At 65.9% G+C, this 25,998-nt stretch carries 22 protein-coding genes and 4 pseudogenes; 11 read left to right on the forward strand and 15 right to left on the reverse strand.

Going from position 1 to position 25,998, the window contains the following annotated elements:
• Positions 1-39 precede the first annotated feature (39 nt).
• Positions 40-249: a hypothetical protein gene (locus tag BACI71_RS17870; RefSeq protein ID WP_236552856.1), complete on the reverse strand. Its 210-nt coding sequence runs from the start codon at positions 247-249 to the stop codon at positions 40-42.
• A 34-nt stretch (positions 250-283) separates the two neighbouring features.
• On the opposite strand from BACI71_RS17870, the gene BACI71_RS06490 reads away from it, so the two are divergent.
• A complete protein-coding gene (locus tag BACI71_RS06490) occupies positions 284-517 on the forward strand; it encodes a hypothetical protein (protein WP_159756572.1) in 234 nt (77 codons plus the stop codon).
• Between the two features lie 165 nt (positions 518-682).
• Here BACI71_RS06490 and BACI71_RS06495 read toward each other — a convergent pair whose 3' ends face one another.
• Together BACI71_RS06495 and BACI71_RS06500 are read right to left on the reverse strand one after the other, a co-directional pair.
• Positions 683-1,135 carry a bactofilin family protein gene (locus BACI71_RS06495; RefSeq protein ID WP_159756574.1) on the reverse strand — a complete coding sequence of 151 codons (453 nt, stop codon included), beginning with the start codon at positions 1,133-1,135 and terminating at the stop codon, positions 683-685.
• A 4-nt stretch (positions 1,136-1,139) separates the two neighbouring features.
• The gene (locus tag BACI71_RS06500; protein WP_328804005.1) at positions 1,140-2,426 is read right to left on the reverse strand and encodes a M23 family metallopeptidase; all 1,287 of its coding nucleotides are present in this window, start codon (positions 2,424-2,426) and stop codon (positions 1,140-1,142) included.
• Positions 2,427-2,754: 328 nt separating this feature from the next.
• Between BACI71_RS06500 and BACI71_RS18045 the strand changes: the two genes are divergently transcribed.
• On the forward strand, positions 2,755-2,889 hold the full coding sequence (locus BACI71_RS18045; RefSeq protein WP_268894060.1) for a hypothetical protein: 135 nt from the start codon (positions 2,755-2,757) through the stop codon (positions 2,887-2,889).
• 145 nt (positions 2,890-3,034) lie between these two features.
• On the opposite strand, the gene BACI71_RS06505 is transcribed toward BACI71_RS18045, so the two are convergent.
• The 4 genes and pseudogenes from BACI71_RS06505 to BACI71_RS06520 form a co-directional block, all read right to left on the reverse strand.
• On the reverse strand, positions 3,035-3,742 hold the full coding sequence (locus BACI71_RS06505; protein ID WP_159756576.1) for a Crp/Fnr family transcriptional regulator: 708 nt from the start codon (positions 3,740-3,742) through the stop codon (positions 3,035-3,037).
• Between the two features lie 89 nt (positions 3,743-3,831).
• Positions 3,832-5,703 (reverse strand): M61 family metallopeptidase, encoded by a 1,872-nt coding sequence (locus tag BACI71_RS06510; protein WP_159756578.1) that lies wholly within the window; start codon positions 5,701-5,703, stop codon positions 3,832-3,834.
• Positions 5,703-5,969, reverse strand: a complete 267-nt coding sequence (locus tag BACI71_RS06515) for a hypothetical protein (protein WP_159756580.1) — start codon at positions 5,967-5,969, stop codon at positions 5,703-5,705. The genes BACI71_RS06510 and BACI71_RS06515 overlap by 1 nt, the downstream gene beginning before the upstream one ends.
• A 539-nt stretch (positions 5,970-6,508) precedes the next feature.
• Positions 6,509-6,891 (reverse strand): annotated as a pseudogene (locus BACI71_RS06520) (Tn3 family transposase); the annotation flags it as partial.
• A gap of 197 nt (positions 6,892-7,088) precedes the next feature.
• Between BACI71_RS06520 and BACI71_RS06525 the strand changes: the two are divergent.
• On the forward strand, positions 7,089-8,045 hold the full coding sequence (locus BACI71_RS06525; RefSeq protein ID WP_159756582.1) for a hypothetical protein: 957 nt from the start codon (positions 7,089-7,091) through the stop codon (positions 8,043-8,045).
• A 58-nt stretch (positions 8,046-8,103) separates the two neighbouring features.
• Here the strand turns inward: BACI71_RS06525 and BACI71_RS06530 are convergent, their stop codons facing one another.
• On the reverse strand, positions 8,104-8,730 hold the full coding sequence (locus BACI71_RS06530) for a recombinase family protein (RefSeq protein WP_159756584.1): 627 nt from the start codon (positions 8,728-8,730) through the stop codon (positions 8,104-8,106).
• Between the two features lie 129 nt (positions 8,731-8,859).
• Here BACI71_RS06530 and BACI71_RS06535 point away from each other — a divergent pair, with 129 nt between their 5' ends.
• A complete protein-coding gene (locus BACI71_RS06535; protein ID WP_159756586.1) occupies positions 8,860-11,838 on the forward strand; it encodes a Tn3 family transposase in 2,979 nt (992 codons plus the stop codon).
• A 32-nt stretch (positions 11,839-11,870) separates the two neighbouring features.
• On the opposite strand, the pseudogene BACI71_RS06540 reads toward BACI71_RS06535, so the two are convergent.
• From BACI71_RS06540 to BACI71_RS06560, 5 genes and pseudogenes are all read right to left on the reverse strand, one after another.
• Positions 11,871-13,060 (reverse strand): annotated as a pseudogene (locus tag BACI71_RS06540) (Tn3 family transposase); the annotation flags it as partial.
• Between the two features lie 97 nt (positions 13,061-13,157).
• Complete coding sequence (locus tag BACI71_RS18220) at positions 13,158-13,412, reverse strand: helix-turn-helix domain-containing protein (RefSeq protein ID WP_443018497.1); 255 nt, start codon at positions 13,410-13,412, stop codon at positions 13,158-13,160.
• Positions 13,386-13,774 (reverse strand): annotated as a pseudogene (locus tag BACI71_RS18225) (recombinase family protein); the annotation flags it as partial. The pseudogene BACI71_RS18225 and the gene BACI71_RS18220, both read right to left, overlap by 27 nt.
• Positions 13,775-13,858: 84 nt before the next feature.
• Entirely contained in the window at positions 13,859-15,025 is a 1,167-nt protein-coding gene (locus BACI71_RS06555; RefSeq protein ID WP_159756588.1) for a hypothetical protein, read from the reverse strand.
• Positions 15,019-17,781, reverse strand: coding sequence for a TonB-dependent receptor (locus BACI71_RS06560; protein WP_159756590.1), 2,763 nt, complete (start codon positions 17,779-17,781; stop codon positions 15,019-15,021). The genes BACI71_RS06555 and BACI71_RS06560 overlap by 7 nt, the downstream gene beginning before the upstream one ends.
• Before the next feature lie 127 nt (positions 17,782-17,908).
• On the opposite strand from BACI71_RS06560, the gene BACI71_RS06565 reads away from it, so the two are divergent.
• Complete coding sequence (locus BACI71_RS06565) at positions 17,909-19,024, forward strand: ROK family transcriptional regulator (RefSeq protein ID WP_159756592.1); 1,116 nt, start codon at positions 17,909-17,911, stop codon at positions 19,022-19,024.
• Here BACI71_RS06565 and BACI71_RS06570 read toward each other — a convergent pair.
• On the reverse strand, positions 18,957-20,294 hold the full coding sequence (locus tag BACI71_RS06570; protein WP_159756595.1) for an MFS transporter: 1,338 nt from the start codon (positions 20,292-20,294) through the stop codon (positions 18,957-18,959). The genes BACI71_RS06565 and BACI71_RS06570 overlap by 68 nt on opposite strands.
• Positions 20,295-20,343: 49 nt before the next feature.
• Between BACI71_RS06570 and BACI71_RS06575 the strand changes: the two are divergent.
• From BACI71_RS06575 to BACI71_RS06590, 4 genes and pseudogenes are all read left to right on the forward strand, one after another.
• A pseudogene (locus BACI71_RS06575) lies at positions 20,344-20,511 on the forward strand (IS481 family transposase); the annotation flags it as partial.
• Positions 20,512-21,202: 691 nt separating this feature from the next.
• The gene (locus BACI71_RS06580; RefSeq protein ID WP_159756598.1) at positions 21,203-22,156 is read left to right on the forward strand and encodes a phosphatase PAP2 family protein; all 954 of its coding nucleotides are present in this window, start codon (positions 21,203-21,205) and stop codon (positions 22,154-22,156) included.
• A complete protein-coding gene (locus tag BACI71_RS06585; RefSeq protein ID WP_236552857.1) occupies positions 22,153-22,620 on the forward strand; it encodes a sterol desaturase family protein in 468 nt (155 codons plus the stop codon). Before BACI71_RS06580 ends, BACI71_RS06585 begins: the two co-directional genes overlap by 4 nt.
• Positions 22,617-23,354: a fatty acid desaturase gene (locus tag BACI71_RS06590; RefSeq protein WP_159756601.1), complete on the forward strand. Its 738-nt coding sequence runs from the start codon at positions 22,617-22,619 to the stop codon at positions 23,352-23,354. The genes BACI71_RS06585 and BACI71_RS06590 overlap by 4 nt, the downstream gene beginning before the upstream one ends.
• Here the strand turns inward: BACI71_RS06590 and BACI71_RS06595 are convergent.
• Entirely contained in the window at positions 23,326-24,639 is a 1,314-nt protein-coding gene (locus tag BACI71_RS06595; protein ID WP_236552858.1) for a glycosyltransferase, read from the reverse strand. The genes BACI71_RS06590 and BACI71_RS06595 overlap by 29 nt on opposite strands.
• Before the next feature lie 128 nt (positions 24,640-24,767).
• Here BACI71_RS06595 and BACI71_RS06600 point away from each other — a divergent pair, with 128 nt between their 5' ends.
• On the forward strand, positions 24,768-25,433 hold the full coding sequence (locus BACI71_RS06600) for an HAD family hydrolase (RefSeq protein WP_159756604.1): 666 nt from the start codon (positions 24,768-24,770) through the stop codon (positions 25,431-25,433).
• A gap of 346 nt (positions 25,434-25,779) precedes the next feature.
• Positions 25,780-25,929, forward strand: a complete 150-nt coding sequence (locus tag BACI71_RS18230; protein ID WP_443018498.1) for a GntT/GntP/DsdX family permease — start codon at positions 25,780-25,782, stop codon at positions 25,927-25,929.
• Positions 25,930-25,998: the final 69 nt, after the last annotated feature.

A 25,998-nucleotide genomic window follows, 5' to 3' on the forward strand; every position in this document is an offset into this window, starting at 1 on the left:
GACGCGCGCTCGCAACCTGCCGGGAGCGTTGGTCTGCGGTTACCGATCGAATTGCCCCGGAGACAGCGGTGCGTCCGGATCGGCGACGCCATGCTCGGGATCCTGCCGCGGTTCGAACGCGACCACCCATTGCGGATAGCCGTTCGGCGACATGACGATGTCCGCATGGCCGACCGGATCGTCACCGGTCTCGATCCAGCCGGCCCCGTGACAATAGTCGCAGCTGGCGCGCTGCCCCCGGAAGCTCACCAGATCGATCTCGGTATTCCACTGACCATGCCCCTTGCAGATCGGGCATTTGGCATCCAGCGATCCGTTTCGTGGCTGCAGCGGAATGTTGTCGAAGGCGTGCGGGCTGTTCGGCCCGTCGCAATGGACGATGTTGCTGGCGTGGGCGATCGGTCTTCTCCTTGGCGCCGCACAGAACGACCGGATTGCCGGTGCGGTTGCCCTGCCTGGAGAGGGCCGCGATCAGCAACGGTGGACGATAGATATCGCCACCTGCCAGCAGGCATAACGATGGCGATAATAGGCATTATGTAAGTGCCGCGTGATCGAGCACCGTCACCCGCACGCAGGTCGGGTCGACGGTCGCGGCTGGGGCGCCTGACGACCGATAGGCCAGCACGGCGCCGTCGCAACACCGCTACCGTGGCGATCGCCGGCGGGATGACGTTGGCGGTCAGGACCCGCTCTCGCGCGCCGTGGCCGGGTGATCGTCCGCCCCGGTATTGTCCCGCTCGATCAGCAGCGGCGCGGTCTCGAACGGCTTCGTCCCGACCGGTGCTACGGGTATCGTCGCGCCCGGCACCTCCGCGCCGTTCTTGGCGAACGTACCCTCGACCTGCGCGCCCTGCTCGATCGTCAGCGTCTCGTAATGCACCTCGCCGACGATATGCGCGCTGCGCTGGATGACGAGGCTGTCGACGATGATGCTGCCGCGCACCGTACCGGCCAGATGCGCGGATTGCGCGGTGATCGTGCCGATCATCTCGCTGGCGGCGCCTTGCACCAGCGCCAGACAATTGATGTCGCCGCGCACCCGGCCGTCGATGTGCAGGTCGGCCGAGGCGGAGATATCGCCGGTGATGGCGACGTCGGCGCCGATCATCGAAAAGGTGGCATTCTTGCTCATGGGTTCACTTGCTACCCTTGGTTGGACCGGTGACTTTGGCGGCGTCGGGACCGGAATGCGTGGCGGCGCGGGCGGAGTGGCTGACGATCGTCGATGAAACATGGCTGCGCGCCTCCAGGAAGGGACGGGGGTTGGTGGGTTGGCCGTTGATCCGCACCTCGAAATGCAGATGCGGGCCGGTCGACCGGCCGGTCGAGCCGATCGCGCCGATCGTCTGCCCCGCCGCGACCTGCTGACCGACATGGCTGCGGAAGGCGGACATGTGCGCATAACGGGTCACGAGGCCGGGCCCGTGCGTCACCTCGACGCAATTGCCATAGCCCGAGCGCTGCCCGACGAAGCTGACCATGCCGCGCGCCGCGGCGTAGATCGGGGCGCCGGACGGGCCGCGGAAATCGAGACCCGGGTGGAACGATCCATGACGGGTGAACGGGTCGGAGCGATAGCCGAAACCGCTCGAGACCGCATCGGCGCTGGCGGGCAGCACCTGCGGCATCCGCGACATCGCCCGCTCCAGCGCGCTCATCCGTGACAGGCTGGCGCCGAGCCGGGCGAAGCGCGGGTCGATCGAACCGTCGGCATCGGTGGCCAGCGCGAACAGCGGGCCGCCCATCGCGTCCCTGCCCACCTCACTGCTGCCCGCCTCACCGCTGCCCACCCCGCCGAGCACCATCCGCGGATCGACCCCCAGGTGGCGCATCATCGCCAGCCCGCCGGTGGCACGCCGGTCGGCATAGCGCGTCAGGCTTTCGACGAAGGCCAGCTGGCGCGCTTCCATCCGCGCCAGATTGCCCGCCTCGGGCACGGCGGCGCTGACCTTGTCGATCGTCCGGCCGGTCTCGCTGCTGCTGTTGGTGACGGTTTCGCCGTCCTTGCTGTCGCGCGGCAGCGTGCCGAGATGCGCCTGAGTGACCTTCTCGATAAAGTCCTGCCGGCGTTGCAGGTCGGAGGTGACCTCGTCGAGGTTCCGGCGATAGGCGGCGACCCGGCTCTCCGCCTTTTCCACGCGTGCCTGGCGGCTCAGCAGGGCGGTGGCATCGCGGGAGTCGTGCCAACGGATCAGCGCCAGCGTGGTGATCGAGCCGACATAGGCGAGCGCCAGCACCGCGACGCCGGTCGCAGCCCGCTTCTGGGTGCGTGCGGCAAGCCGGATGAAGCGCACCTGCCCCTGCGAGCGCATGATGAACTCGCGATCGGGGAACCATTGATCGATCCGCGCGCGGGTCGCCGCCAGTCGCTGGCGAACGCGCGCGAAGCGCTGCCCCGCCTGCTGCGGCTTCGGCTTGTTCAACTCGACCCCGCTTCCGGTACCCTTGCGCCCCATCCATGATTATAGCTGGTGTCCGTCCGTACCGGGAGAGCACCCCGCCATTGTGGGTCAGTGCCAGGGCATGAGCCTCAGGCTCACCCGGAAAGGATGCGTTTCGAATATATCAGTTCTTTGTTGAAACCATTTACCCGTCGAGCGGAGAGAGGGTCATAAAGCTCTGGAGACCTTGCCAACAGGACGCGCGTCGCACCGGAGAATTGACCCCTGTGCATCAGAAGTCACGCGCTTCCGTAGCTTTGACGTCATGCTTTTATAATGAAGCCGGCCTACGCTCGGCCGGGAAAGGAGCATGATCGGCAAGCCCTCCCGCGCAACCATGTCCAGTGTGGATGGTGGGCACATCGTTCTGCAGGCGTCGGATGTCGATGGGGCATTCGGGACGCTGAACGCCAATGCCCGCGTCGATGCTGTCGTCACCGGCTAACTGATGCCGCGACGCACGGGCGCCGATCTCATCCGTCAGCTACGTGAGGCAGGTGCCAACACACCGGTCATGGTCATCACCGGGTATATGGCATGACGCGACCCATTGCCCGCCGGCACGCTGCGCATGAGAAACCGGGGGACCGTCAGCCGAGATAGAGATAGCGCGGGTCGAATTCGGCGGCGCGCCACAAGGTGCTCAGATCAAGGATCCTGACCCTGCCCGCAGCGAGCGTCGCGGCGCCGGCCTCGCGTAGCTCGCGCAGCACGCGATTGACTGATACGTTGGTCAGTCCGGTGCATTCGGCGATGTCGGTCTGCGTCAGCGGCAGCTCATAGCCACCCGCATCGGCGAGGCCGACGAGAAGCAGACGTTGATGCAACTCGCTCAGCAGCATCGCCACGCGCGCTGACGCAGTACGGCGCCCGAGCGAAAGCTCCCATTCGCGATGGATCGCGGCATCCAGGTTGGTGCTGAACCAGTAACTGCGCGCGAGCGCCGGAAAACGCTCGGTGAGATCACGCAGCCTGGTATGCGGCACAATCCCGAGCCGGCACGGCGTCAGGCTCATCACGTCGTGATCCAGGTATTTGAGCGTGAAGCTGTGCAGGTCGGCGAAGTCGCCTGCGACATGCAGCTCGGTGATCTGGCGTTGCCCGTTGCGCAGGTCCTTGTAGCGACACAGGATGCCGTCCAGCAGCAGCGTACTGTGGTCCTGCACATCGTGCGCGCGGACGACGATCGTATCTGCCGGCACCGTGCGCAGGTCAGCGACGGCATCGCGAATGCCCTGCTCCTCCTCCCCCGACAATCGCCCGCGGGCGCGAAGCTTTGCAAAGTGTCGTTCGATCAACGGTCTCTCCCACCGTCGGGAGACGACCAGGCCCTGCGTCTCGTTCCACCGGGACAGGCGATCGAGCGCTGATGATCGGAAACGGCGCGCTAGGCGGCGCGCCGCGGCCGCAGGATCGCGCCGATCCGATCCGGTTGGTCGCAGAGACGGACGAGTGTGGGATAGCGTGGCTGCCGGGGGCGCCGCAGCGTCACCGCCCGGACCGTCGAGCCCCGTCGAACCAGCAGCTCCAGATCGACCCCATCAACAGCGAGGCAGGCGCGGAGGCGCTCCACGGAGAAAGAGCGCCCTGCAACTGCCTCGATCGCCGTGCCGATCGTCAGTCCGGCATCGAACGCCGCACCGTGCCACAGCACGTCGGCGATCCGCCCGTCCTGCGCAACGGTGAAGCCCATCGTGTGGGTAAGGTCGGCGATCCCGGTCTCGGCCTCCTGACAACGCTGATAGGGGTTCGGCGTGGCGTCATAGTCGAGCCGATAGCCACCGCGCGCCAGCCCGCCGAGCAACGTTCCGGCGCGCGTCTCCTCCAGCGCTTCGAGCAGGAAGCCACGCCAATCGAACGGCACCAATGCCTCCAGCTCGTGAACGACGTCATCAAGGCCATAGGGACGGGTCGACCAGTCGCCGTCAGCGCCGCCGAAGAAGCGCCGCGCGAAGTCGTCGAGCGAGCGGATATCGCCCGACAGCTCGCGGAGCCGGGTGTCGACCTCCAGCCACAGCAGCGCGCCTTCGGAATAATAGTCTTCGCTGCGCTGCCAGCTTGGCCACGGCAGCGGGCTTCGCGCGGCGATGATCGGGTCGCGCGTGGTATCGATCAACGGGCGCCAGCGGCTGCCGGGTCGCGCCTCGTAGCGGGCCGCGTTGAGCGCCAGCGCGCCCAGCGTCTGCTCCACGCTCCACAATCCGGATCGTGCGCACAGCACGTTGGTCCAATATTGCGTCTGCCCTTCATAGACCCAGAGCAGGCTGTTCTGGATCGGGCGATCGAACGATGCCGTGCACGAGTCCGCGCCGCGGCGATGCTTGCCGTTCCAGCTATGGATGAATTCGTGCGGGATCGTGTCGCGGCGCGTCACGTGCGCGTCCCATTCGGCGAAATAGCCGGGCACGCTGACGGCCTCGAACGAGCGGTGATGCTCGATCCCCGCGGTGCTCAGCGTGTCGCTGAGCGCGAGCAGCATCTCGAACCGGTCGTAGGCACGGGAGCCGAACAGCCGCAGCGCCTCGGCAACGACGGCGGCATGAGCGTCAACCTGCGCCGCGCTCGCCTCGGCGAGATGAGGCTCATCGGCGGCGACGCGCAACTGCACGTTCTCGTCGAGCGCATAGGTGCGCAGATAGCGTGCCGCCAGCACGGGCGAATCGATCAACGTGTCGAGCGAACAGCGCTCGAATGTCAGTGCGTTGGCGTCTCCGCACGTGACCGGAACGGCACAGGCGGCCGTCCATGCCTCGGGCAGGGTGAGCCGGGCGTCGACAGCGATGTAGCCGGCGCTGTGGCCCGCCGGGTAGAGGATCGCCGTATGCCACGGCAGGCAGAGCAGATCGGGCGCACTGATCACCCTCCCCTGCGCGGCGTCGGTGGGCGACAGGAACTGGAATGCCGCTTCGATCGCGTCCACACCGCCCGGCACCGTGACCGCAAAGGCGTGCACCATCGTCGGATGACGCCGCCACGCGAGCGGCGCTCCGTTGGCCGTGAAGGACAGCCCGGCCAGCAGCTCGATCGGGGCGACCGGCGCGTGAAAACCGGGCAACCACTTGGGATAGAGCAGGATCAGTTCGCCGGCTCCCGCGACCGGGATGATCTCACACACCCGCAGGATTCCGCGCCAGCGATCGGTGGCGTCGACGTGGAGCGCGAGGGCACCGGCATAGGCGACGTCGTCCGGCGCCGGGATCGCAAATGTATCCTGATGCTGCGCGTCGTCGCGCGTCGTCTCGTCCACGGGAGGAACCATCAGGACATCGCCGCGATCGCTTCGGCGCAATAGATGCGCGCGACGATCGCACCGGACGGATCCAGCACATCCACTCTGCCCCTGGGATCGAGCGCAGGCTCCTGCCCGCCGACAAACGTCCGGTAGAGCCGGCGATTGGCCTGCGCCAAAGCATGATGCACATCACGGGCTCGAAGGCGGTGATCGGCCACCAGCTGGCTCGATTTGTCGATGAACAGCAGCGAATATCTAAGCATGAAGCGCGCAACATGGCTATCCGGCGCCATGTTCCTGCGATTAAAACCCTTTAAGACGATTCTGAGGCATCCGACATCGGAGGCTGTGTTTTGTCATTGATGCAGATTTTGCCTGCTTCTTGTCTTATCTTGGTTGATGACGATCATGATATTCGTCGTGGGACTGTCGATCGCCCGCCTCGGTTGAACGCAAACATTCCCGACGAGGCTGTTGCAATGTCCACGACATTTCCGGAGGCTCGCCGATCAGCCGAGGTTTGATGGTATGCTCAGGTCAGGTCGCTTCGTACTGAAGCGGCTCGTGAAAGAGCCATATCCGGGGTACAGGTAGCTCCAGTAAATCCTCCGACCGTCAAGTGACTGGACGTACCAATAGTTCGTGATCGTCGCGCCGACGGCGCCGATGTCCTGCCATTCGATCGCGGTTCTGCTCAGCCAGAGGGTCGGCCCAAACAGTCGTGATGGCCCCTGCACGCCTTCGTCGGTCCAGATCACGTCGTGCCTGTGGGTTAGAGATGCCCTATGAAGGGGGCGTCACATAAAGGGGCACAGATATACGGTAGCGGCGATCATGCTGGCAGCCGGCCGGTCTGACGAACCGGGCGCAGCTCGCCGTCGCGCGGTGCAGGATTGGACCAGAGATAGTCGCCGGTCAGGTTGATGTGCTGCCATCCGAGCGGGGAGAGGTGCTGGAGCAGGTCGGGCGGCACCGGGCGGCCCTGCCTATCGAGATGACGCATTGCGGCTTCGAGGTAGGTGGTGTTCCACAGCACGATCGCGCCGGCGCGATCAGGTTGCGCGCGCTGGCGCGGTGTTCTTGGGCTTGCAGGCCGTGGTCGCGGATGCGGCCATTGCGATGGAAGAAGATCGCGCGCTTGAGCGCGTTCTGCGCCTCGCCCTTGTTCAGCTCGCGCGTGGCATGGCGTCGTTCCTCGGGCCGTTCGATCCAGTCGGGGTCCGGTGAGAAAGTAGCCGAAAACGTACGCTAAGCCGAACAGCTCGTCTGACTAGGCGCGGTAGATTGTCGAAATCCTCGTCTTGCTATTATGATCCGTGGGCGGACGGTCTGCTGCCGAGCATGTTTCTGTCCGAGAGGGAGCATAGCTGCTCGACCGTGAGGCAGGGGAGCCATCATTTCGAGGTGTATGGATGAGATTTTCTCGTCAGATTCTTGCCGCCTTACCAGCTGCGCTGCTATTATCTAGTGCTGCGCTGGCTCAGTCCTCGGAAGAAGGGTTCGTGCATCAACGCATGGCTGCGTCCGGCTTCATTCCACTCGATGAGATGACCTTCGGTGGTCGTGACGTACGCCGGGTCTTGCCCGTCGATCCCTATGGTATGCTACCGATCCCCGGTATCGAACTCGAACGCCACGCGGATGGGCGCCTGACCCTCCGAGCACAATATCGTGGCTGGAGCGGGCAAGCCTACGACCTGTCGGCAGGCGAATGGGAACAGGTTTCAGGCTTGGAAACCGCGGCCTATGCACCGCCAGCTAAGAGCAGCGCACGGTCAAATCCGAATGTTGTGGTACATTGCTGGAGCGGGTTTCTAGAGGCCAGCCCCGACAAGGCGGCAAGTTGGTGGGGTTGCAACGACGGAACACGTCCTGCTCAAGTCTATACCGAAGCCGTGCTCACGCTTGCCATGCGAAAGATGGATTGCGATCCTAGTGACAAGGAAACGCTGTGGCGCTTTTCAGAATGTCTGGCCAGAACGCGCAAAATCGATGACCCGGCGCTTGCGGCAAATTTCACCGAACTTCAATCGCGATGGGAGAAGCAGCGTGAACCGGGTTCGGATATACTCGCTAGGGCGCGCCTTGCTTTGAGAGCAGCACAATCGAACCGGACGGACAGTCTGGTCGCCACTGCTCGGGATGCAGTGTTCGCCTTTGGGCGTCAGCAGGAGGCCCTCCGGACAATCATTCAGACCAGTTTCTCACCTTTTCGAGCGGCCGAGGAGCGCGGCGGAGGGAGCGCCGTTATTCTGGCCGAGACACGACGGGCGTGGCTCGAGGACGTAAACGCGCAAGACCGGAACTATATTGGTCTTCTTGAAGAGTTGGCACGCGTCCAAGCCGTCGGTTCGAACAGTCAGCGCTGAAATTGACCATCGTGAATGTCGGCTGAGAGGGCGACGGCCGCTTCATAGTTTAGCGAAATCACCTCGCACGCATGGCAAGCAGCTTCTCGCCATCGGGTCTGATCTCCCCATTAGGCGTGACGTGACGATAGAGCGTCTGCCGCGTGATCCCGAGTTCGGCGCACAACTCAGCAATCTTCGTCTCGGGCTTACCCATCGCGGCCTGTGCGAGCCGCAGCTTGGCAGGCGTCATCTTGAAGGGGCGCCCGCCGCGACGCCCACGGGCGCGGGCAGAGGCGAGGCCGGCACGGGTACGCTCGACAATCAGCTCTCGTTCGAATTCCGCGAGGCCGGCGAAGATCGCGAACACAAGGCGGCCATTCGCGGTGGTCGTATCGATCGAAGCGCCTTCGCCGGCCAGCACCTTCAACCCGATGCCGCGCTTCGTCAGATCGCCGACTAAGTTAACGAGGTGGCGCAGGTCGCGCCCCAGCCGATCGAGCTTCCATACGACGAGCGTGTCATTGCGGCGCAGCGCCTTCAGACAGGCGTCCAGCCCCGGCCGCTTGTCGAGCCGGCCCGACACCGCATCCTCATAGATATGCTCGGAGTCGACGCCGGCCGCGACCAACGCGTCGCGCTGGAGGTCATAGACCTGGCTGCCGTCCGCCTTTGATACCCGTGCGTAGCCGATCTGCGTTGTCACATATACGTCCGTCTGCGTGACGGAGCGGCATTGCTCGTCGATCGATCTCTCTAATGTCACATAACCCGTATTGTGGTCTATGCTCCGTGAACAGGGTCGCTTGCCTGTTGCGTGACGAACAGGAAGCCGATGCCGTCCAGGACCATATTGTCGCCCGCGCAGCGTAGCGCGATCTTCGATCCGCCTGCCGATCGGGCAACGATCGAACGGCTCTATACGCTCGGCCCCGATGACCTTGGACAGGTGGCGCGGCGCCGGCGCGGACCGAACCGGCTCGGCTATGCGGTGCAGCTCTGCTATCTGCGTCACCCGGGGCGGAATCTGCTGCCGGGTGAGGCGGTGCCTGCCGCCATGCTGGCGCTGCTCGCCGACCAGATCGGTTGCCGTATCGACGACTTCGCCGACTATTCCGCGCGAGCGACGACGCTGCGCGAGCATCGTGCCGAGGTCGAAGCGTATCTTGGTCTGCGCTCCTTCGACCGGATCGACGTGCGATCGGTGCTGGCGCTGGGATCGGAGATCGCCACCTCGACCGACCGGGGCGACGCGATCGTAGCAGGCATGGTCGATCGCCTGCGGCTCGACCGGATCGTGCTGCCCGCGGCATCGACGCTGGAACGGCTCGCCCTCATCGTGCGGGCGCAGGCACGCAAGGCCGCGCATGCCGGACTGATCCGCGACTGCTCAAGCGAACAGGAGACAGCGCTCGAACGCCTGATCGCATCCGACGACAAAGGTCGTACCCGGCTCGGATGGATACGCGAATGGCCGGAAGCGCCATCGGCGTCGAACCTGAAGGGGATCGTCGAACGACTCGAAGCGGTGCGCGGCATCGGGATCGCAACCGATCGGGCACGAAGTATCCATGCCGCCCGCTATGCCGTCATCGCCCGGACCGCCGGTATCGTCACCTCGCAGCACCTCCGGCGTCTCGAACGTCCGCGCCGGCTCGCGATGCTGGTCGCCTCCATGATCGAGATGGAGGCGGCATTGACTGACGCCGCAATGGTCATGGTCGAGAAGATGGTGGGCGCGCTGTTCCGTCGCGCCGATCGTACCCGGTCCGACCGGCTGCTCGGGCAAGCCCGGATGCTGAAAGACACGGCGCGCTTCCATGCCCGGCTCGGCCGCCTGCTGATCGATGCACGCGCGAGCGGACGCGACGCCTTTCGCGTGATCGACGCCAAGGTGGGCTGGGATCAGCTCGAACGCAGCATCCGTTTCGCCGAGGATCTGACGCGCTCGGCCGATGACGGCCTGAAGGAAGTAGTCGAGCGTTATCCCGCCGTGCGGCGGTTTGCCGCGATCTTCCTCGCCGCCTTCACCTTTCGCACGGCGCGGTCAGGTGATCCGCTACTCGGCGCAATCGAGGTGCTGCGGACGATGTACGGCGACGGCCGATCGGTCCTGTCGAAGCGGGCGCCGACAAGCTTCATCAAGCCGCGCTGGCGCAAAATCGTGGAGCCGGCCGAAGGGACGATCGACCGGCGCGCCTATGAGATCGCGGTGATCGTCCACCTGCGCGAGCGACTTGGCTCGGGTAGCGTCTGGGTGGATGGCAGCCGGGCCTATCGCACGCTGGACGATTACCTGCTGCCGGTGCCCACGTTCGACAGGATGCGTACCGACGGCAATTTGCGCTTGGCCGTACCGTCCGGCTTCGCCGAATGGCATGAGGATCGGCGCACGGTGATGACCCGGCGCATGACCGAGGTGGAGCGCGCAGCCGCGACGGGCGAGCTGGTCGACGTGACGATCGACCGCGGGCAGTTGCTGATCTCGCCGATCCGTCGATCCCCGTCCGAGGATGCCGAGGATGCCGAGGCGCTGAAGGCCCGGCTCTATGCCATGCTGCCACGTGTGCGGATCACCGACCTGCTGGTGGAAGTCGCCGCATGGTCAGGCTTTGCCGACCGTTTCGTTCATGCCCGCAGTGGCGAGCCGGCCTCTGACCAGTCCGCGCTGATGGGGGCGATCCTCGCCGATGCGACCAATCTCGGCCTCGGGCGCATGGCGGAAAGCTCGCGTGGGCTGACATTGTCACGCCTGCGCTGGACTGCGGAATGGCATGTGCGCGATGAAACGTACCTGTCGGCGCTGGCGGCGATCGTCGACTGCCACACCGCGCATCCGCTCGCCCAGATCTGGGGACCGGGCGACACATCGTCCTCGGACGGGCAGTTCTTCCGCGCCGGTGGTCAGGGCGAAGCGCGCGCCGATCGCAACGCCCGCTACGGCACCGAACCCGGCGTGCTGTTCTACACCCACGTCACCGACCGCTTCACGCCGTTCCATACCAAGGTCATCGCCGCCAATGCCGGCGAGGCCGCGCACGTCCTCGACGGCCTGCTCGATCACGAGAGCGAACTGGTGATCCGCGAACATGCGACTGATACCGCCGGGGCGGTCGACCATGTCTTCGGCTTGTGCCATCTGCTCGGCTTCCGCTTCGCGCCCCGCATCCGCGACCTCAACGAACGTCGGCTGTACGGTCTGTCGTCGCTCGATCCCTGGCCGATCTTGCGCCCGCTCGTCGCCGGCCCGGTCAACGTCCGCGCGATTGAGGAGCACTGGGACGAGACACTGCGGCTTGCCGCCTCGATCCGGGCCGGCACCGTCAGCGCCTCGGTCATGCTGCGCAAGCTGGCGGGTTTTCCACGTCAAAACCCGGTCGCTCGCGCATTGCGCGAGATCGGACGGATCGAGCGCACCCTGTTCATGCTCGATTGGTTCGATGATCCCGAGCAGCAGCGTCGTACCGGTAGCATCCTCAACAAGGGTGAGGCCCGCAACGCGCTTGCCCGTGCCATCTTCTTCAACCGCCTCGGCGAACTGCGTGACCGCACGTTCGAGAACCAGCGTCATCGTGCCTCCGGGCTAACCCTTCTCACCGCGGCCGTCACCCTTTGGAACACTGTCTATCTCGACCGTGCCGTCCGGCATCTGCGCGGCAGCGGTGCTGACGTGCCCGACGAACTGCTCGCCCATGTCGCACCGCTGGGCTGGGAGCATGTCGGCCTCACCGGCGACTATCTCTGGAGCGAGATCGACAAACCTCGCGAGCGGTTCAGGCCACTACGCCTCCACCAGCAGCGCCAGGATCCTTAGCGTACGTTTTCGACCATCCTCTCACCGGTCCCCCAGTCGAGCGTGAACAGCGTGCGCTCGACACGCCCGACTTCGCGTAGCGCCAGCGCCAGACCCTTCGCGCGCGGGCAGGAGCCGAGCCGTTCCAGCATAACCGAGGCACTGGTGACGCCGGTGCGGATCGAGGTCGCGAGCCGGATCACATCGGTCCAGTGCCCTGCGATCAGCGCCTCGTCGATCGGCTGTGCCGCCAGCGGAGCGATGTCCGGTCCGGGCCGCGTGTCGGCGAACAGGTGCAGGCGCCGGGCAGCGATGTTCGGGATGCGCGGCGCGAAACGGAAGCCGAGCAGGTGGCACAGCGCGAAGACATGATCGGAGACGCCGCCCCCAAAGGTATGGTGGCGCTCGATCGCGAGATCCGCGCCGTGGTGGAGCAGGCCGTCGAGGACATGTGCCGCTTCGCCGGCACCGGCAGAGATGACCCTGGAATGGAACGGCGCGTAGCGATCGGAGACGTGCGTGTAGAATGAGACGGCGGGATCGCTGCCCTGTGCGGGTTGATCGCGCCGGTCGCCTGCGCGCGCCTGTCGAGCGGAAAGTTCTGTCCATCCGAGCTGGACGCGGTGCCGCTGCCGAACATCGCGGCGAGCGGCATCCGGTGCTGCGCCTCGGCAAGCCTCGCCAGCGCCGCGCCGTAGCTGCCCTCGCGCAGATGCCAGGCCGACAGCCATCCGAGCTGGTGCTGCGTCACCAGCCCGCACGCTTCGGCCATGCGGGCGTGGCCGAGATTGGTGGCATCAGCGAGAACGGCGGTGAGGATCGCGCGCGGATCGTCATGCGGCCGACCCGTCGTCAGATGGGTGAAGCAGTGGGTGAGACCGGTCCAGCGATCCACGTCAGCGAGCAGGTCGGGGATCCGGATCGACGGCAGGTGCGCGTAGAGCGGGGCAAGCACGCCTTCCGCTTCGTCGGGCGTGATCGCCCGCAGGGGTGAGATGCGCAGACGACCGTTCGCGAGCTGCACGTCCTCCAGTGTATCGGAAGCGATCTTGGCGCCGACCTCCGCCAATCGACGCGCGAGCAACGCCGTGCCTTCGGCCAGCCAGCCCATGGCGGTATCGGCGACCGGCACAGGTAACGGTCCTGCGTCGCGCATCGCGGCAAACACCGGTGCAGGGATGAGCTGCTGTTCGACGGCGCGATAGCGTCGACTGCCCTCGACCCACATATCGCCGGCGCGCAGCGTCCCATGCCGGACCAGCGCGGCTTCGTCGTTCGGCAAGGCCAGCAGGTCGGCGCGCTGCGCCTCGGTCAGAACGGAGCGACGCAGCACCCGGAGATCAGGCCTTGGCCGGGGCCGTCCAGCCGATCCGCGCCAACGTGTCGATCAGCGTCGAGCGGGCGACCCCGAAGTCGCGGCAGACGGCCGCCTTGCTCGCGCCTCCATCGAGGGCCGCGGTGATCGCCTCGATCTTCTCCGCGTCGATCATCGGCGGCCTGCCACCCTGCCGCCCCCGGCGTTTCGCCGCGGCAAGCCCGGCCATGACCCGCTCGCGGGTCAGCGCGCGCTCGTACTGCGCCAGCGCGCCAAACATCGAGAACAGCAGCTCGCCGTGCGGCGTGGTCGTGTCCATCGCCTCGGTCAGCGAGCGGAAGGCGATGCCGCGCGTGCGAAAATCGGTGATGATCGACAGGAGATGCGGCAGCGAGCGCCCCAGCCGGTCGAGCTTCCACACCACCAGCGTGTCGCCTTCCTTCAGCCAGGCGAGGCAGCCTTGAGACCGGGACGATCGACGCGCGCGCCCGACGCCTTGTCGGCGTGGATGTGGCGATCGTCCACGCCGGCCGCGATCAGCGCGGCGCGCTGGAGGTCGACCGATTGCCGGTCGTCGGCCGACGACACCCGCATGTACCCTACCAGCATGTGCGCCAAACCCTCCAGACCCGGTTTCCGCATAGCGGAACAAGGCGACAGGGTTTGTCGTGCATATTTGGCGTGTTCGGAATCGGTTTGTGTCGATCCGCCCCAGTCACGCGGAAATCACCTGTTTGACGACATGACGTCCAGTTCTTCGGTCGTCGCAGACCAGACATCTTCCGGTACGAAATTTGACGCTGTCATGGGCGGCGGGCTGTCGGGAGAAGTGAGTTGCCCGGTGTCGGGATCGTAGCGGAACGTTTCCACGATCTCGTCGGTCGTGGCGGTGATGACGCCGTTCGCGACATCGTCCTGTACGGTCAGGCGGCGCGGCCTGTTGCTGCCGCAGCGGATCATGGCGCCGTCATCGAACCCGCCGTTCTGGGCGGGGCGGATCAGGCAGGAGCGCCCCTGCGGCCGACCGATCTCCAGCCAGCCTTCCGGTGTGATGCGGTGGAAGTAGAAGCCGCGCCCATCGGGGCCGATGGTGGTGAAGGTTTCGCCGCGTTCGAAGCGCCGACCGTTGCCGGGGATGCCTTTCACGCCGACCTGATTGTACCGCAGCAGCCCGTCGGTGCCGAGGTAATAATGGCCGATCTGCGTGCCGGTGTTGCACGGCCAGCGCAGGTGCATGTGGATGTGCGGCGGGGCATCGACGTGGCCGTGCGGCGCATTGGTGTCGAACCCCATCACCTGGATACGGCCGAGATCACGGCGCTCCGCCTCCTCGCCCAGGCCTAGCGTGCGGATGACTTCACGCTGGGCGAATTCGAGGACATTCGCCGCGCGGCGCTCCGTATCCGGGAAGCGCCCGGTCGCATAGGCACCGGCGCGGCGGGCCGGATCGGCATGTTCGAAGCGGAGCACCATCCCCGACTCGACGATATGGGTCGCGACTTCGGCAGCGGTTTCCATGTCGCGGGTGAGGGGCGGCAGCTGAACGACGATCCCGTCGTGTTCCCGCCGGAAGGGAATGTCGTCGCTTTCCAGCACGACGCGGCGTACCGCGTCGGCCGGCCCCGCGAACCGCAGCTCGAGCGAACGACGTCGCGGAACCGCGATCGCGATTACCGTCTCCCGGGCATTCTCCGCATTGTAGAGCGGCGTGGTGACGGGCGTGCAGGCCGGACACGATACCGGGTCGAAGCGGGCGACCGGCTGACCCGGCGCGCCGCGCTTCACGAACTTCAGCACCGCCGTCACCCGATCGGAGGCCTCACCCTGCGCAGCAGCGGGCGCCGCGATGCCGCACAATGCCGCCGCCAGCACGATCGCCGCGCGGCTCACCATTGCGGCTTCCAAGACAGGCCGAGCCAGAAGATGCGGCCCACCGGGAAATAGTAGTTCACATAGTCGCGGTTGACGCCCTGCCGGACGATGAAGGGTTCCTTTGTCAGGTTCTGTACCTGCCCGACCAGCTCCAACCCGTCCCGCACCGCATAGCGTGCCTGGAGGTCGACCTGCTGGCGTGGTTCCTGGTAGAGGTCGCGCGTCGGCGTGTCGCCATCCGCCGATTGCAGCGCGCGACCGATACGGTTGTACGAGGCGCGCAGCTCGACCGGCCCGATACCGTAGAAGACGGTGAGGTTGGCGATGTAATCGGGTTGCTGGATCAGCCCGCTGGTCCTGCGCGAGGCAGGCAGGCCGGATGCGACACCCGCTGCGCTGACCGGCTGCCGGTAGGAACCGTCGAGCAGCGTGAAATTGGCGTTGAAGCCCAATCCCGGCAGCAGGGGGATACGATCCTGCGTGTAACCAAGCTCGATACCCTTGACGCGAGCGGAGGCGGCGTTGCGCGGCGTACTGAGGAAGACGTTCTGGTAGGTTACGCCCTGGAACGTCGTTACCGGCCCCTGCTCGCTGCTGGTGAAGATCTCGTTCCTGATATCCTTCGCAAAGCCGGCGACCGAGAGCAGCCCGCCGCCGCCCATGTACCATTCGTAGGACAGGTCGTAGTTCCATGCCTCGCGGGGCTTCAGGTCCGGATTGCCGGTGTTGATCGTCAGCGAACCATCGGTGCCGATACCGAAGGAGGTGCGGGCGGCATATTGGCTGTAATCGGGACGCCCGATCGTCTTCGACACGCCCGCGCGCACCCGCATCCCGTCGCCCAGCTGGTAGGTGGCGAGCGCCGAGGGCAGCCAATAATCGTATTCGGTCCTGCGCCGCACGGGCTCGTAGGCGGTGGCTCCGCGGATCGTCGGCGCCTGGAAGGTGTCGATCGTGAGGTTGGTGGCGTCGTAGCGGACGCCCGCCTGCACGTCGAAGCGATCGGTGCGGAACAGCGCCTGCGCATAGGCAGCCTTGGTCGTCTCCAGGTCGCGGAAATCGTCTGCGGCGTTGTTGGCGATCTGGTTGGTGGCGACGAACGATCCGGGATTGGCCTGGAACCGGTGCCACGCCGCCTGCCGATCGATCAGCAGATAGGGCACACCCGGTGTCATGTAGGTGGCGGGTCGCTGGTCGTAGATGATGCCGCCCAGGCCGCCGACCGCCTGCTGTCCGGCGGCGGTGCCCGGCACAAATTCCCGGTAACGCTGATCGTACGACAGATCGGTGCGCGTCACCGCCGCGCCGACATTGACGCCGAAGCCACGATCCTGCGGGGAAGCGTTGAACCCGAGGTTCGCGCGCGCGAAGTCGACGGTGGAATCGAGATCGCGCGCGATGTCCCGGTAGTAGAGCGCCTTGTAGCTGGCCGGGTTGGCGCCGGCCGTGGCGTCGTTGAATGTCAGCCGCGGTCGCCCGTCGACGATCGTGTAGCTGTAGCCGAACTGCGGCAGATAGTTGACGGTGGTAGTGCCGGGGCGCGGGTTGGTGTCGTACTTTATCATCTCGCGCTGCTCGCGATATTCCGCCTTGGATCGCGCCAGCGTGGTGTCGAGCACCAGGCCGCCTCCGAAATCGTGCCGGCCCTTGGCGTCAATCAGCCAGGTGTCGCGCGTCACCGGCTGATAGGTAAGCCCCTGTTGCAGGCTCCCCTGCGCGAAACGGCCGCTGTCGCCGGCCTCGCCGATCACCGCACCGGTGGGCGTGGTCAGCACCTCGTAGCGGGTCTCGGTATCCTTGTCGTGATAATAGCCGCCGAACAGCGACACCTCGGTCGCATCGACCGGCCGCCACTCCAGCTTCAGGTTGCCGCTGAGCCGCGTGCGCATGTTCTCGAAGAAATAATCCTGGTTGCGCACGGGCACGAGGTTGCCGGTCGACAGGTTCGGGAAGGGCGTACGCGCGCCCGCTGCGGTGAAGTAGCTCCACCCTGCGCCATTGGTGTCGCCGGGCAACTCGGCCCGCGCGGTGGACGGCAGCCGCTGGTATTCGGCGGACGCAACGATGCCGAACTGGTCGCCCGGCCCGAAACGCGTCGCCGCGGTCGCGTCGGTGCGGATCGCAGCACCCCCGTCGCGCACCAGCTTGCCTGCGGTGTAGTTATAGCCGCCATTGGCGTTGACGATGAAGAAACCGTCGCCGCGCCCGTCGAACGCGCTCTTCGATACGATATTGATCTGGCCGCCGAGCGCATGCGGATCATATTGCGCGGTCACGCTTTTGATCGCCTCGATCCGCGAGACAAGTGAGGCCGGCAGCATTTCCAGCCGCGCGCCGCGATACACCCAGTCGGGCGACGCGAGCGGGATGCCGTCGATGGTGACGAGGTTGTAGCGCGGATCGAGCCCGCGGATCGTGGCGCGCTGGTAGATGTCGCGGTTCTTGGTCGCGTCCGCGCCCCCTACCACCGACACGCCGGTGATGCGCCGGCTCGCCTCGACGATGTTGAGGTCGGGCAGCCGGCCCACATCGTCCTGAGATACCGCGTCGAGGATGACGGCGGAGTCGCGCTTCGCCCTGGTCGCCGAGCGCTGCGATGCCCGGAAGCCGGTGACGACGATCTCCCCGCCTGCACCGTCGGCCTGTTCGGTTGAACCGCTCGCATCCGGCGCACCGGCTGGCGTCGAAGATGCCGTCTGGGCACCGGCCGGAAGCGCCGATCCCGCGAGTATCGTGCCTGCAAGCAGCCACCAAAGCGAATGCGATTTTAGAATCATCTGTATGAACCCCCCTGCTTCTCCCTCAATATATATCCGCTTGTATGATATTAATTTGACAAATGGTGGGCGAGTTGGTGATTTTTCGTGGCACGCGTAGCTGGGGCGGCATGAGGGAAGACGGTCGATGAAGGTTGCGGCGATATCCGGCCGGGGACGGGCAGTGCTGTTCGCGGTACGGCGCCACGGCCGCATCTCCCGATCCGCGCTGATCCGTGAAACCGAGCTGTCCGGCACCGCCGTCTTCCGGGCCACGGAGGAACTGGAGGCCGCAGGGCTGGTCCGTGCCGGAGAAGCCGTAGCCGCGGGACGCGGTCAGCCCAGCGCCACCATCCACATCAAACCCGATGCCGCCTTCGCGATCGGCCTGTCGGTGATGACCGACCGTGCCGATGCGGTGCTGCTCGACCTTGCCGGCAACGTGCGCGCCCGGCGTGAAGTAACGCTGCCGGGCATGCCGCGAGACGCCATCATCGATGCTGCCGCGGCGTTCGGCATTGAAACCCTGGCCAGTCTGGATATCGATCGCAACCGGCTGAAGGGGATCGGGATCGCGGTGGCCGGCTTCTTCGTCGCACCCGATACGGTCAACCCCGGGGCGGAGCTGGACGACTGGGCGCTGGTCGATCTACATGCCGCCGCCTCGCGCCGCCTCGGCCTGCCGGTCGCGGTGGAGAACATCGCGGGCGCGGCCGCGATCGGCGAACGGTTGCTGGGGGTCGGCGCACGCTATCGCAGCTTCTGCTACCTCAATGTCGCGGCGGGGTTCGGCGCGGGACTGGTCGTCGACGGGACGTTGATGCGCGGCCGGCACGGCAACGCCGGCGAAGTCGCCGGGCTGTTCGCGCTGGCGGGCCGCACCATCCCCAACCTCGCCACCCTGCGCGCCTGCCTCGCCGATCACGGCGTCGCGACCACCGGTATTGCGGACATGGTGTCGCGCTTCGATCCGGACTGGTCGGGGGTCGAGGCATGGCTGGCGGAGCACCAGCCGTCCTTCTCCTACCTGTTAGGTGCGCTGCGCTTCACGCTCGACACCGAAGCACTCGTCCTCGGCGGCCGGCTCCCCCGCGAACTGGCGCGGCGGATCATTGCGGCGGCCGAGTGGCCGGAGGACGCATGGCCCGCTCGCCGGAACCGTCGGGCGCCCGCGACCATGCTTGATGTCGCCAGCCTCAGCCCCGATCTGGCCGGGCCGCTGGGCGCCGCGTCGCTGGTCTTTCACCAAACGCTGTTCGACTGACGCGCAGGGCCGGGATCAGCATCAGACATGCGAGCGCGATCGCCACCAGCGCCGCCACCATCAGCAGCGAGGGCGCGGACCAGGGATCGGCCAGCGCGGTGCGATAGGGCGAGGTCGCCAGCACCTGCCCCAGCAGCAGCATCGCCACACCCTGCGCCAGCTTGGACACGCAGGTAAAGATGCCGACATGGCCGGTCGCCTGCCCGGCTGCGGCCCGCGCCATCATCGCCGACCACAGGATCAGCCACAATCCGCTCGCGCCCGCGCCGAAGCACAATCCCACCGTGGCCGCGCTCACCGGTCCGGCGCGCCACGGCCCGAGCAGCACGATCGTGGCCAGCATCAGCAGCGCCGCGGCGACCGTCAGGATGCCGCCTTCGCCAAGGCGGCGCGCGCCGACGATCCATAGCGGCTGACCCAGCAGTCCACCGATTGCCGCCCATACGAGCAACCCGGTGCCCTTGCCCGCAAAGGCGCCGTAATAAGGTTCCAGCGCCCGAAAGGTCGAGCAGGCGACCATCATTACAGCCAGCGTTACCAGCACGGGAATGGAGCTGCGCTCATGGGTATCCGAAGCCGCCGGTTCCCTGGCGGGTTCTGCCTCGAAGGCGCGCAGCAGCAGCGCGGTGAAGCAAACCAGCACGGACAGGCCTCCGGCCCAACCCAGCCAGGCCACCATGCTCCGCTCATGGATCAGCAGCGGGGCCGCCAGCACCGCCACCCCCAGGCCTGCCAATCCCGACACCATGTTTCGCTTGGCGAGCAGGGCGCGGCGGGCAACCTGCTTGCGGGCGATCGACACGACCATCGCGTTCTGCGGCACGTCGATGAAGGGATAGGCGAGGCGAAAGCCCATGAGCGCCGTCATCGACCAGGCCACCCGCACTGTGGGATCGAGCAGCGGCGTCGCGCAGAACAGCAGAAAGAACAGGCAGGTCACGGGCGCCGCGATCGCTTGGCACCGGATCGTGGAGGCCGCGATCGTATCCGAATCGCTCCAGCCGGTTCCTACGACGGCATCGGCCACCCCGTTTACAACGAGCGATCCGGCCATGATGAAACTCATCGTCCGCGCGTCGAGCCCACATGCCTCGGTCAAGAAGAACCCGAACAGCAACGTACTGGCGTGCCACAACTGGCTCTTGGCGAAATGGGCGAGAAGGTAGGCCGACACGGCAGCCCCGCTCGCCTCAGGCTTCCGCAGAAAACCGTCCTGGCTTGCTCCATCCTCCACGCGATCCGCTGACCCATCAAAGGCAAGATCGCCCACCCACCGGCCCTGGCGTATATCTATGCCCGTTTTATGTCTTAACCCCATGCAGTTGCACCACGCGCTCGCCGAGTTCATGGCCGCCTACAGTTTCGCCCGCCGGCTCAAGACGCTCAGCGGTCTCACGCCCTACGAATACATCGCCAAAATCTGGAAGTCAGAGCCAAATCGGTTCATCGTCGACCCGATCCACCAGATGCCGGGACTAAACACCTAGCCCCGCTTTCAGATCGCCGGTCGCGGCAGCATGCACACCTGACAAGAGAACGCCCACACCCAGCGCGGTAACGAGAGCAGCGCTGATCTTGCCAGGGGAGATCGTACCATCACCACCTGTTGCCCGGAGAGGATCACGCTTTCGGTTGAGGATAGACCATCCGATGGTCACAACGGCGACGACACCCGCAACTATCAGCGCATGCATTCAAGCTCTCCGCTTCACGAAGAGCCAAGCTGACCGAACGGTTGCTGTCGAACAAGCGGCTCCGCTCACGGCGACCGCTTCGAGGCAAATACGGACATGCACACCTCAAGTTCCCGCATCACGTTAACGAGAGGCCGCTATCGGGCAAGCCGACACGCCGACTGGTTCCGCCAGGCGCTTGCCGCATCCATCATCTTCCGGATCAATCAATAAGTTCCGAGCATCGATCGGTGTGACAAATTGTACGGACTGCCCTCAAGAAGACCGTCGGCCGCAAGACCATGCAAAAAGGATTGATCGTGTGCGTTCGCATCGCGCGTCTGAGCCGCCGTTGCGCCGGCTTGATCTTCACAGGCGGTGCCTTCGTACCTGTTCGGAACGCTGCGGCGATGGACATCGCACAGCGGCTGCGGACCCGACGTGGTGGGTGTCGCGTTATCTCACCATGCGTCCGCCGATCCCTGGGACATTCCGCGCCGACGCCGTGACCTGGTGGGTGATCGCCGGCCTGGCGCTTGGCTGTTTGCTGTTGGGTCACGCGCTTGGTTTCGGCCTGTTGCCCGCACGCGCTGCGCTGCCCGCGACCGGACTGGCGGCGCTGGCCGGTGCGCTGCTAACCGGACGGCTGCGAGCGGATGCCCGGCTGATCGCGGGAGCGACCGCGTTCCTGCAGATGACGCTTTTCACCATCCTCGGAGTGGTGTTTGCCTATCTGCTGGCGGCGGCCAGCCACCCCTTGTGGGATCGCTGGCTGACCGCGGCGGATGCCCGGCTGGGGTTCGACTGGCCCGCAATGCTGGCAAAGGCCGACCAATTACCGGCAGCGATCCTGCTGATTGGCGGGCTCGCTTATCATAGTCTGGTGCTGCAGATGGTGGTGTGCATCGTGGTGCTCGCCGGGACCGGCCGGCTCGAACGACTGCAAACAACCATCGCCGCTGCGATCCTGGCGGGGAGCGTGACGATCCTTTTCTCCGGCCTGCTGCCCGCCACGGGCAATCTGTTCGATCCGGATCACTATCGGCACTTGTGGCCGTCGGTTGCCTGGGGTGATCGCGACCTGGTGGCGGGGCTGCGCGACGGCGCCATCCGCAAGCTCGACCTGTCGCATATAACCGGGATCGTCAGCTTTCCGAGCTATCACGCAGCCCTTGCCGTGATCCTGTTCCGGGGGGTGTATGCGATTGGCTCGCTGCGCGTTCCGGGCGCGATCTGGGCCGGTTTGACGATCGTGGCGACCCCGTTGTTCGGCGGCCATTACATCGTCGATGTGCTGGCGGGCCTGCTGCTATCCGTCATTGCGCTGGGCGTCGCCCGCGGGTTTGCGCCGACGTCGCAGGACCCCGACCGGATGCGCGCGCCCCGCCGTCCTGCTACGGCGGCGTTGCACACGGGCGGGCTCGGGCGCTGCAAGCTCGACCTAGAGGTGACGCATTGAGCTGGTACGAGAAACTGCTGCTGGTGCTCGCCATGGTGCTGTTCATGGAGGTCTTCGCCTGGGCGACGCATAAATATGTCATGCATGGCTGGGGCTGGGGCTGGCACCGATCGCATCACGAACCGCATGACGGCGCCTTCGAACGAAACGATCTTTATGCGGTGACCTTCGCCATCATCGTCATCGCCTTATTCGCGCTGGGTACGGTCTGGGAGCCCGTCTGGTGGATCGCCCTGGGCATCACCGTCTACGGCGCGATCTATGCCTTTGTGCACGACATGCTGGTGCACCAGCGTTTCGGCGCGCGCTGGGTCCCGCGACGGGGCTATCTGAAGCGGCTGCATCAGGCGCACCGGCTCCACCATGCGGTGAGAGGCAAGGAGGACGGGGTCAGTTTCGGCTTCCTGTTCGCGCCTGATCCCGTGCGACTCAAACGTCGGCTTGCCGAGCGAAACAGGCGATGAGCCCGAAACGCCACCCGGGCGATACGGGGCGCGGCTTGTTGCTCGCCGCGGCGATCGGCGCGGCGTGGGTCGCGGTGCATGTCGGCGGGATCTTCTTCTGGCGGTGGAGCGTCGGCACCGCGCTGCTGGCGGTGGTCCTCGTCGTGGTGCAGGCGTGGCTCAGCACCGGGCTGTTCATCATCGCCCACGACTGCATGCATGGATCGCTGGCACCCGGGCACCCACGGCTGAACAGGTTTGTCGGAACGCTCTGCCTGGGTATCTACGCCGGCCTGGCGTATGGCGCGTTGCTGCCCAAGCACCACGCGCACCATGCCGCACCCGGCACGGCAAGCGATCCCGACTTTCATGCCGCGGCTCCTCGCCGGGCGCTTCCGTGGTTTGGATCCTTCTTCCGCACGTACTACTCGCATGGCCAGATCATCCGGATCACCGTCGCCGCGACCGTCTACCTGCTGCTGGGTGCGTCGCTGCTCAACATCGTCATCTTCTGGGCCCTTCCAGCGCTTCTCGCGCTCGGGCAGTTGTTCGTCTTTGGCACCTACCTACCGCACCGTCACAGCGACCAGACCTTCGCCGATGCGCATAATACGCGCAGCGGCGCGGCGGGACCTTTCCTCTCGCTGATGACGTGCTTCCATTTCGGCGCGTACCACCACGAACATCACCTCAGCCCCGGCACGCCCTGGTGGAAATTGCCGGCGTTCAGGCGGAAGACGTCAGCGCAGCGGTGATGGCGTCCGCGGCGCCCGCCGCGCCCGTTCCGGCCGCGATCTCCGCGGCGATGACGCGCGCCGCCTGCGCGTAGCCCGGCCGGTCAATCACCTCCTGCAAAGCGCTGGCCAGCGTGCGGGGACGCAGTCGGCGTGGCGAGATCATCCGGCCGGCCCCGACGCGCACGATCCGGGCGGCCGTCGCCGGCTGCTCGAAGCCGATCGGCAATGCCACGATCGGCACCCCGGCCGCCAGCGCATCCAGCACCGTGTTGAAGCCACCGTGCAACACGGCGGCCGAACAGCGCCTCAGTACGGCAGCCTGCGGCCAGAAGGCGCGCACCAGCGGATCGCCCGGCAACGCGGCCTCCTCTTCCCGCGACAGCCCGCCGCCATGGCCGATCACGGCGCGTGCGCCAATCGCCGCGCAGGCCTGCGCCATGGTGGCGAACAGCGCCCGGTGCGATCCCTGGAGAGTGCCGAGCGAGCAAAACACCAGCGGCGGTCCGCCGCGTGGCAGATCGGGATCTTCCTGATCTCCTGACCGCCACGGCGATCCATAGCGGAACGTCGATGGCAGGGCGCAGCGTGGATAGTCCAGTCCGCGCGGGCATTGTGCGACCTGCACGCGCGGCCCGCAGTCTTCCGCAAGGCCCCACTGGCGCCGACGCGTCTCCAGCACGCGCGCAATCGGCCGCATCAGCAAGTCGGTAACCGCGTACCCGCCCCGGTTCCGGAACGCGCCCCACCGATCCGGGCGGTAGCGCCAGCCGAGAAAAGGTGGCGGTACTCCGGCTTCCCCGAACAAGGGCAGGCCGGTTGTGGCGACGGCATAAGGAAGCTGGAGCTTTCGCGCGATCAGCGGGCCGGCCGGTTCAACCGCGTCCGCCAGCACGGCGGTGACGCCGATCCGTTCCAGGACGGTCGGGGCTTCATCCAGCAAACGACCGGTCATCGCCGCCGAAGCCCGAATCATGCGGTTGAGCCGGATCGGTCCGGTCGGCTGCACCAACGTTTCGACATAGGCGTCGAACATGTCCCCGGCTCCGCAGGGAAGCGCCGAAAACCGCAGCGTGGGTTCTGTCACGAAGCGTCTGGCGGCAGCCACATGGACCAGCGACACGCTCCACCCGCGCGCGTTCAGCTCTTTCGCTAGAACCTGCACCGGGTTGACGTGGCCGGCGAGCGGCGCCGTGATAATGGCGAGGTGCCCTGCTGTTGGCAGACCATGTTCAGGGGAGGCACCATTGCGCATCGCGTTGAGCATGACCAGGCAGCCGCCCTGCCTGCAAGCGAGAAAGCTCATGCCGGCGCCGTTCGCGACGCTTCATCGTCAGGGTCCGGCATGGCAGGCCGCGGTGCACGATGGGGTCCCTCTTGGTGCCGATCACCGTGCGCCATGCGTTGGGGCGCTAACTCAGGAGCAGCGACACCATGGCGATCAAAGCGGTTCTTTTCGACATCGACGGCACCCTCGTGGACAGCAACGACCATCACGTTGCGGCATGGCAAGCAGTATTCCGCCAGATCGGCGCGACATTCGATGATCAGGCGGTCCACGACCAGATCGGAAAAGGCACTGACATGCTGGTGCCGACCCTGCTTCCGGATACCGACGAAGCCGAGCAGGAAAAGCTGGGCGAGGAGCATGGCAGGATCTTCAAGTCGAGGTATCTGGAGCAGGTGAAGCCTTTTGCCGCTGCCAGAGAATTGCTCGCGAAGGTCAGGGACGGCGGCCGGCAGGTCGTGCTGGCGTCCTCGGCGTCGTCGGATGAACTCGATCACTACCTCGATCTGCTGGATGCTCGTGAGATCGTCAGCCTTTCGACCACATCGGACGACGTAGAGAAGACCAAGCCCGCACCTGACATCTTCGCCACCGCGCTCAAGAAGCTGTCACCACTCGCCGCCAGTGAGGTGATCGTCGTCGGTGACACGCCCTACGACATCGAAGCGGCGGCCGGGTGCGGCATCGCCGCTGTGGGCCTCCGGTCGGGCAAGTTCAGCGACGAGACCCTCAACGACGCGGGCGCGGTGGCCCTGTACGACAACGTCGCTGCCCTGCTGGCTGATTTCGAGAACTCACCGCTAAACGGTTGAGGACGCGTGCTGAACCGGCTTTTCCGGGACGTGGATTGCCGCCTGCTTTCCAAAATGGGGAGCGAGCGCGCCGGCAAGGGGATCGCAGCAGATGAACCACGATTTCACGCGGTTGTGTCCGGCGGACACCTTATGCAGCAACCGGTATCCGCTCCAGCGTGGCGGGCGTGCTCCGCGCGACCACGCTGAAGCCGATCCCGCGATCCGCCCAACTCACCTTCCGCACATCATTATCGCGGCGTGAGACCTCGTCCCGGCGACCGGTCTCCGCCGGGGCGCCGCATCGAAAGTCGCGCCGGACCCGAGCGACTTACAAAAGGGCAGGCGATGAAATTCGTTGCCGCCGTTGAGCCACGTCAACGATGGTGGCTTCTGGCTCGTAAACGAATATGTCGGGCTTGGCGTCGCGGATACGCTCCGCAGCTGGACGGTCTGCGAGACGTTGATTTCCGCGGTCGCCCTATTGATAGTGCTCTCCGTGTCGCTTGTGATGTGAGACATCACATTGGCACGTGCCAGTCGGTGAATGTGTCAGAGTGACTGCACAAACGCTGCGGACCTCAGG

The sequence above is a fragment of the Sphingomonas sp. 8AM genome (assembly GCF_902506455.1).
Taxonomy (GTDB): domain Bacteria; phylum Pseudomonadota; class Alphaproteobacteria; order Sphingomonadales; family Sphingomonadaceae; genus Sphingomonas.

What these genes read in the sequence shown, in the direction of transcription:
- BACI71_RS06510 (WP_159756578.1), bottom strand. Translation starts at nt 5,703, where the DNA reads ATGGTTCCTCCCGTGGACGAGACGACGCGCGACGACGCGCAGCATCAG.
- BACI71_RS18220 (WP_443018497.1), bottom strand. Translation starts at nt 13,412, where the DNA reads ATGTTTGGCGCGCTGGCGCAGTACGAGCGCGCGCTGACCCGCGAGCGG.
- BACI71_RS06525 (WP_159756582.1), top strand. Translation starts at nt 7,089, where the DNA reads ATGAGATTTTCTCGTCAGATTCTTGCCGCCTTACCAGCTGCGCTGCTA.
- BACI71_RS06560 (WP_159756590.1), bottom strand. Translation starts at nt 17,781, where the DNA reads ATGATTCTAAAATCGCATTCGCTTTGGTGGCTGCTTGCAGGCACGATA.
- BACI71_RS06555 (WP_159756588.1), bottom strand. Translation starts at nt 15,025, where the DNA reads ATGGTGAGCCGCGCGGCGATCGTGCTGGCGGCGGCATTGTGCGGCATC.
- BACI71_RS06495 (WP_159756574.1), bottom strand. Translation starts at nt 1,135, where the DNA reads ATGAGCAAGAATGCCACCTTTTCGATGATCGGCGCCGACGTCGCCATC.
- BACI71_RS18045 (WP_268894060.1), top strand. Translation starts at nt 2,755, where the DNA reads ATGATCGGCAAGCCCTCCCGCGCAACCATGTCCAGTGTGGATGGTGGG.
- BACI71_RS06535 (WP_159756586.1), top strand. Translation starts at nt 8,860, where the DNA reads ATGCCGTCCAGGACCATATTGTCGCCCGCGCAGCGTAGCGCGATCTTC.
- BACI71_RS06600 (WP_159756604.1), top strand. Translation starts at nt 24,768, where the DNA reads ATGGCGATCAAAGCGGTTCTTTTCGACATCGACGGCACCCTCGTGGAC.
- BACI71_RS06565 (WP_159756592.1), top strand. Translation starts at nt 17,909, where the DNA reads ATGAAGGTTGCGGCGATATCCGGCCGGGGACGGGCAGTGCTGTTCGCG.
- BACI71_RS06595 (WP_236552858.1), bottom strand. Translation starts at nt 24,639, where the DNA reads ATGAGCTTTCTCGCTTGCAGGCAGGGCGGCTGCCTGGTCATGCTCAAC.
- BACI71_RS06515 (WP_159756580.1), bottom strand. Translation starts at nt 5,969, where the DNA reads ATGGCGCCGGATAGCCATGTTGCGCGCTTCATGCTTAGATATTCGCTG.
- BACI71_RS06590 (WP_159756601.1), top strand. Translation starts at nt 22,617, where the DNA reads ATGAGCCCGAAACGCCACCCGGGCGATACGGGGCGCGGCTTGTTGCTC.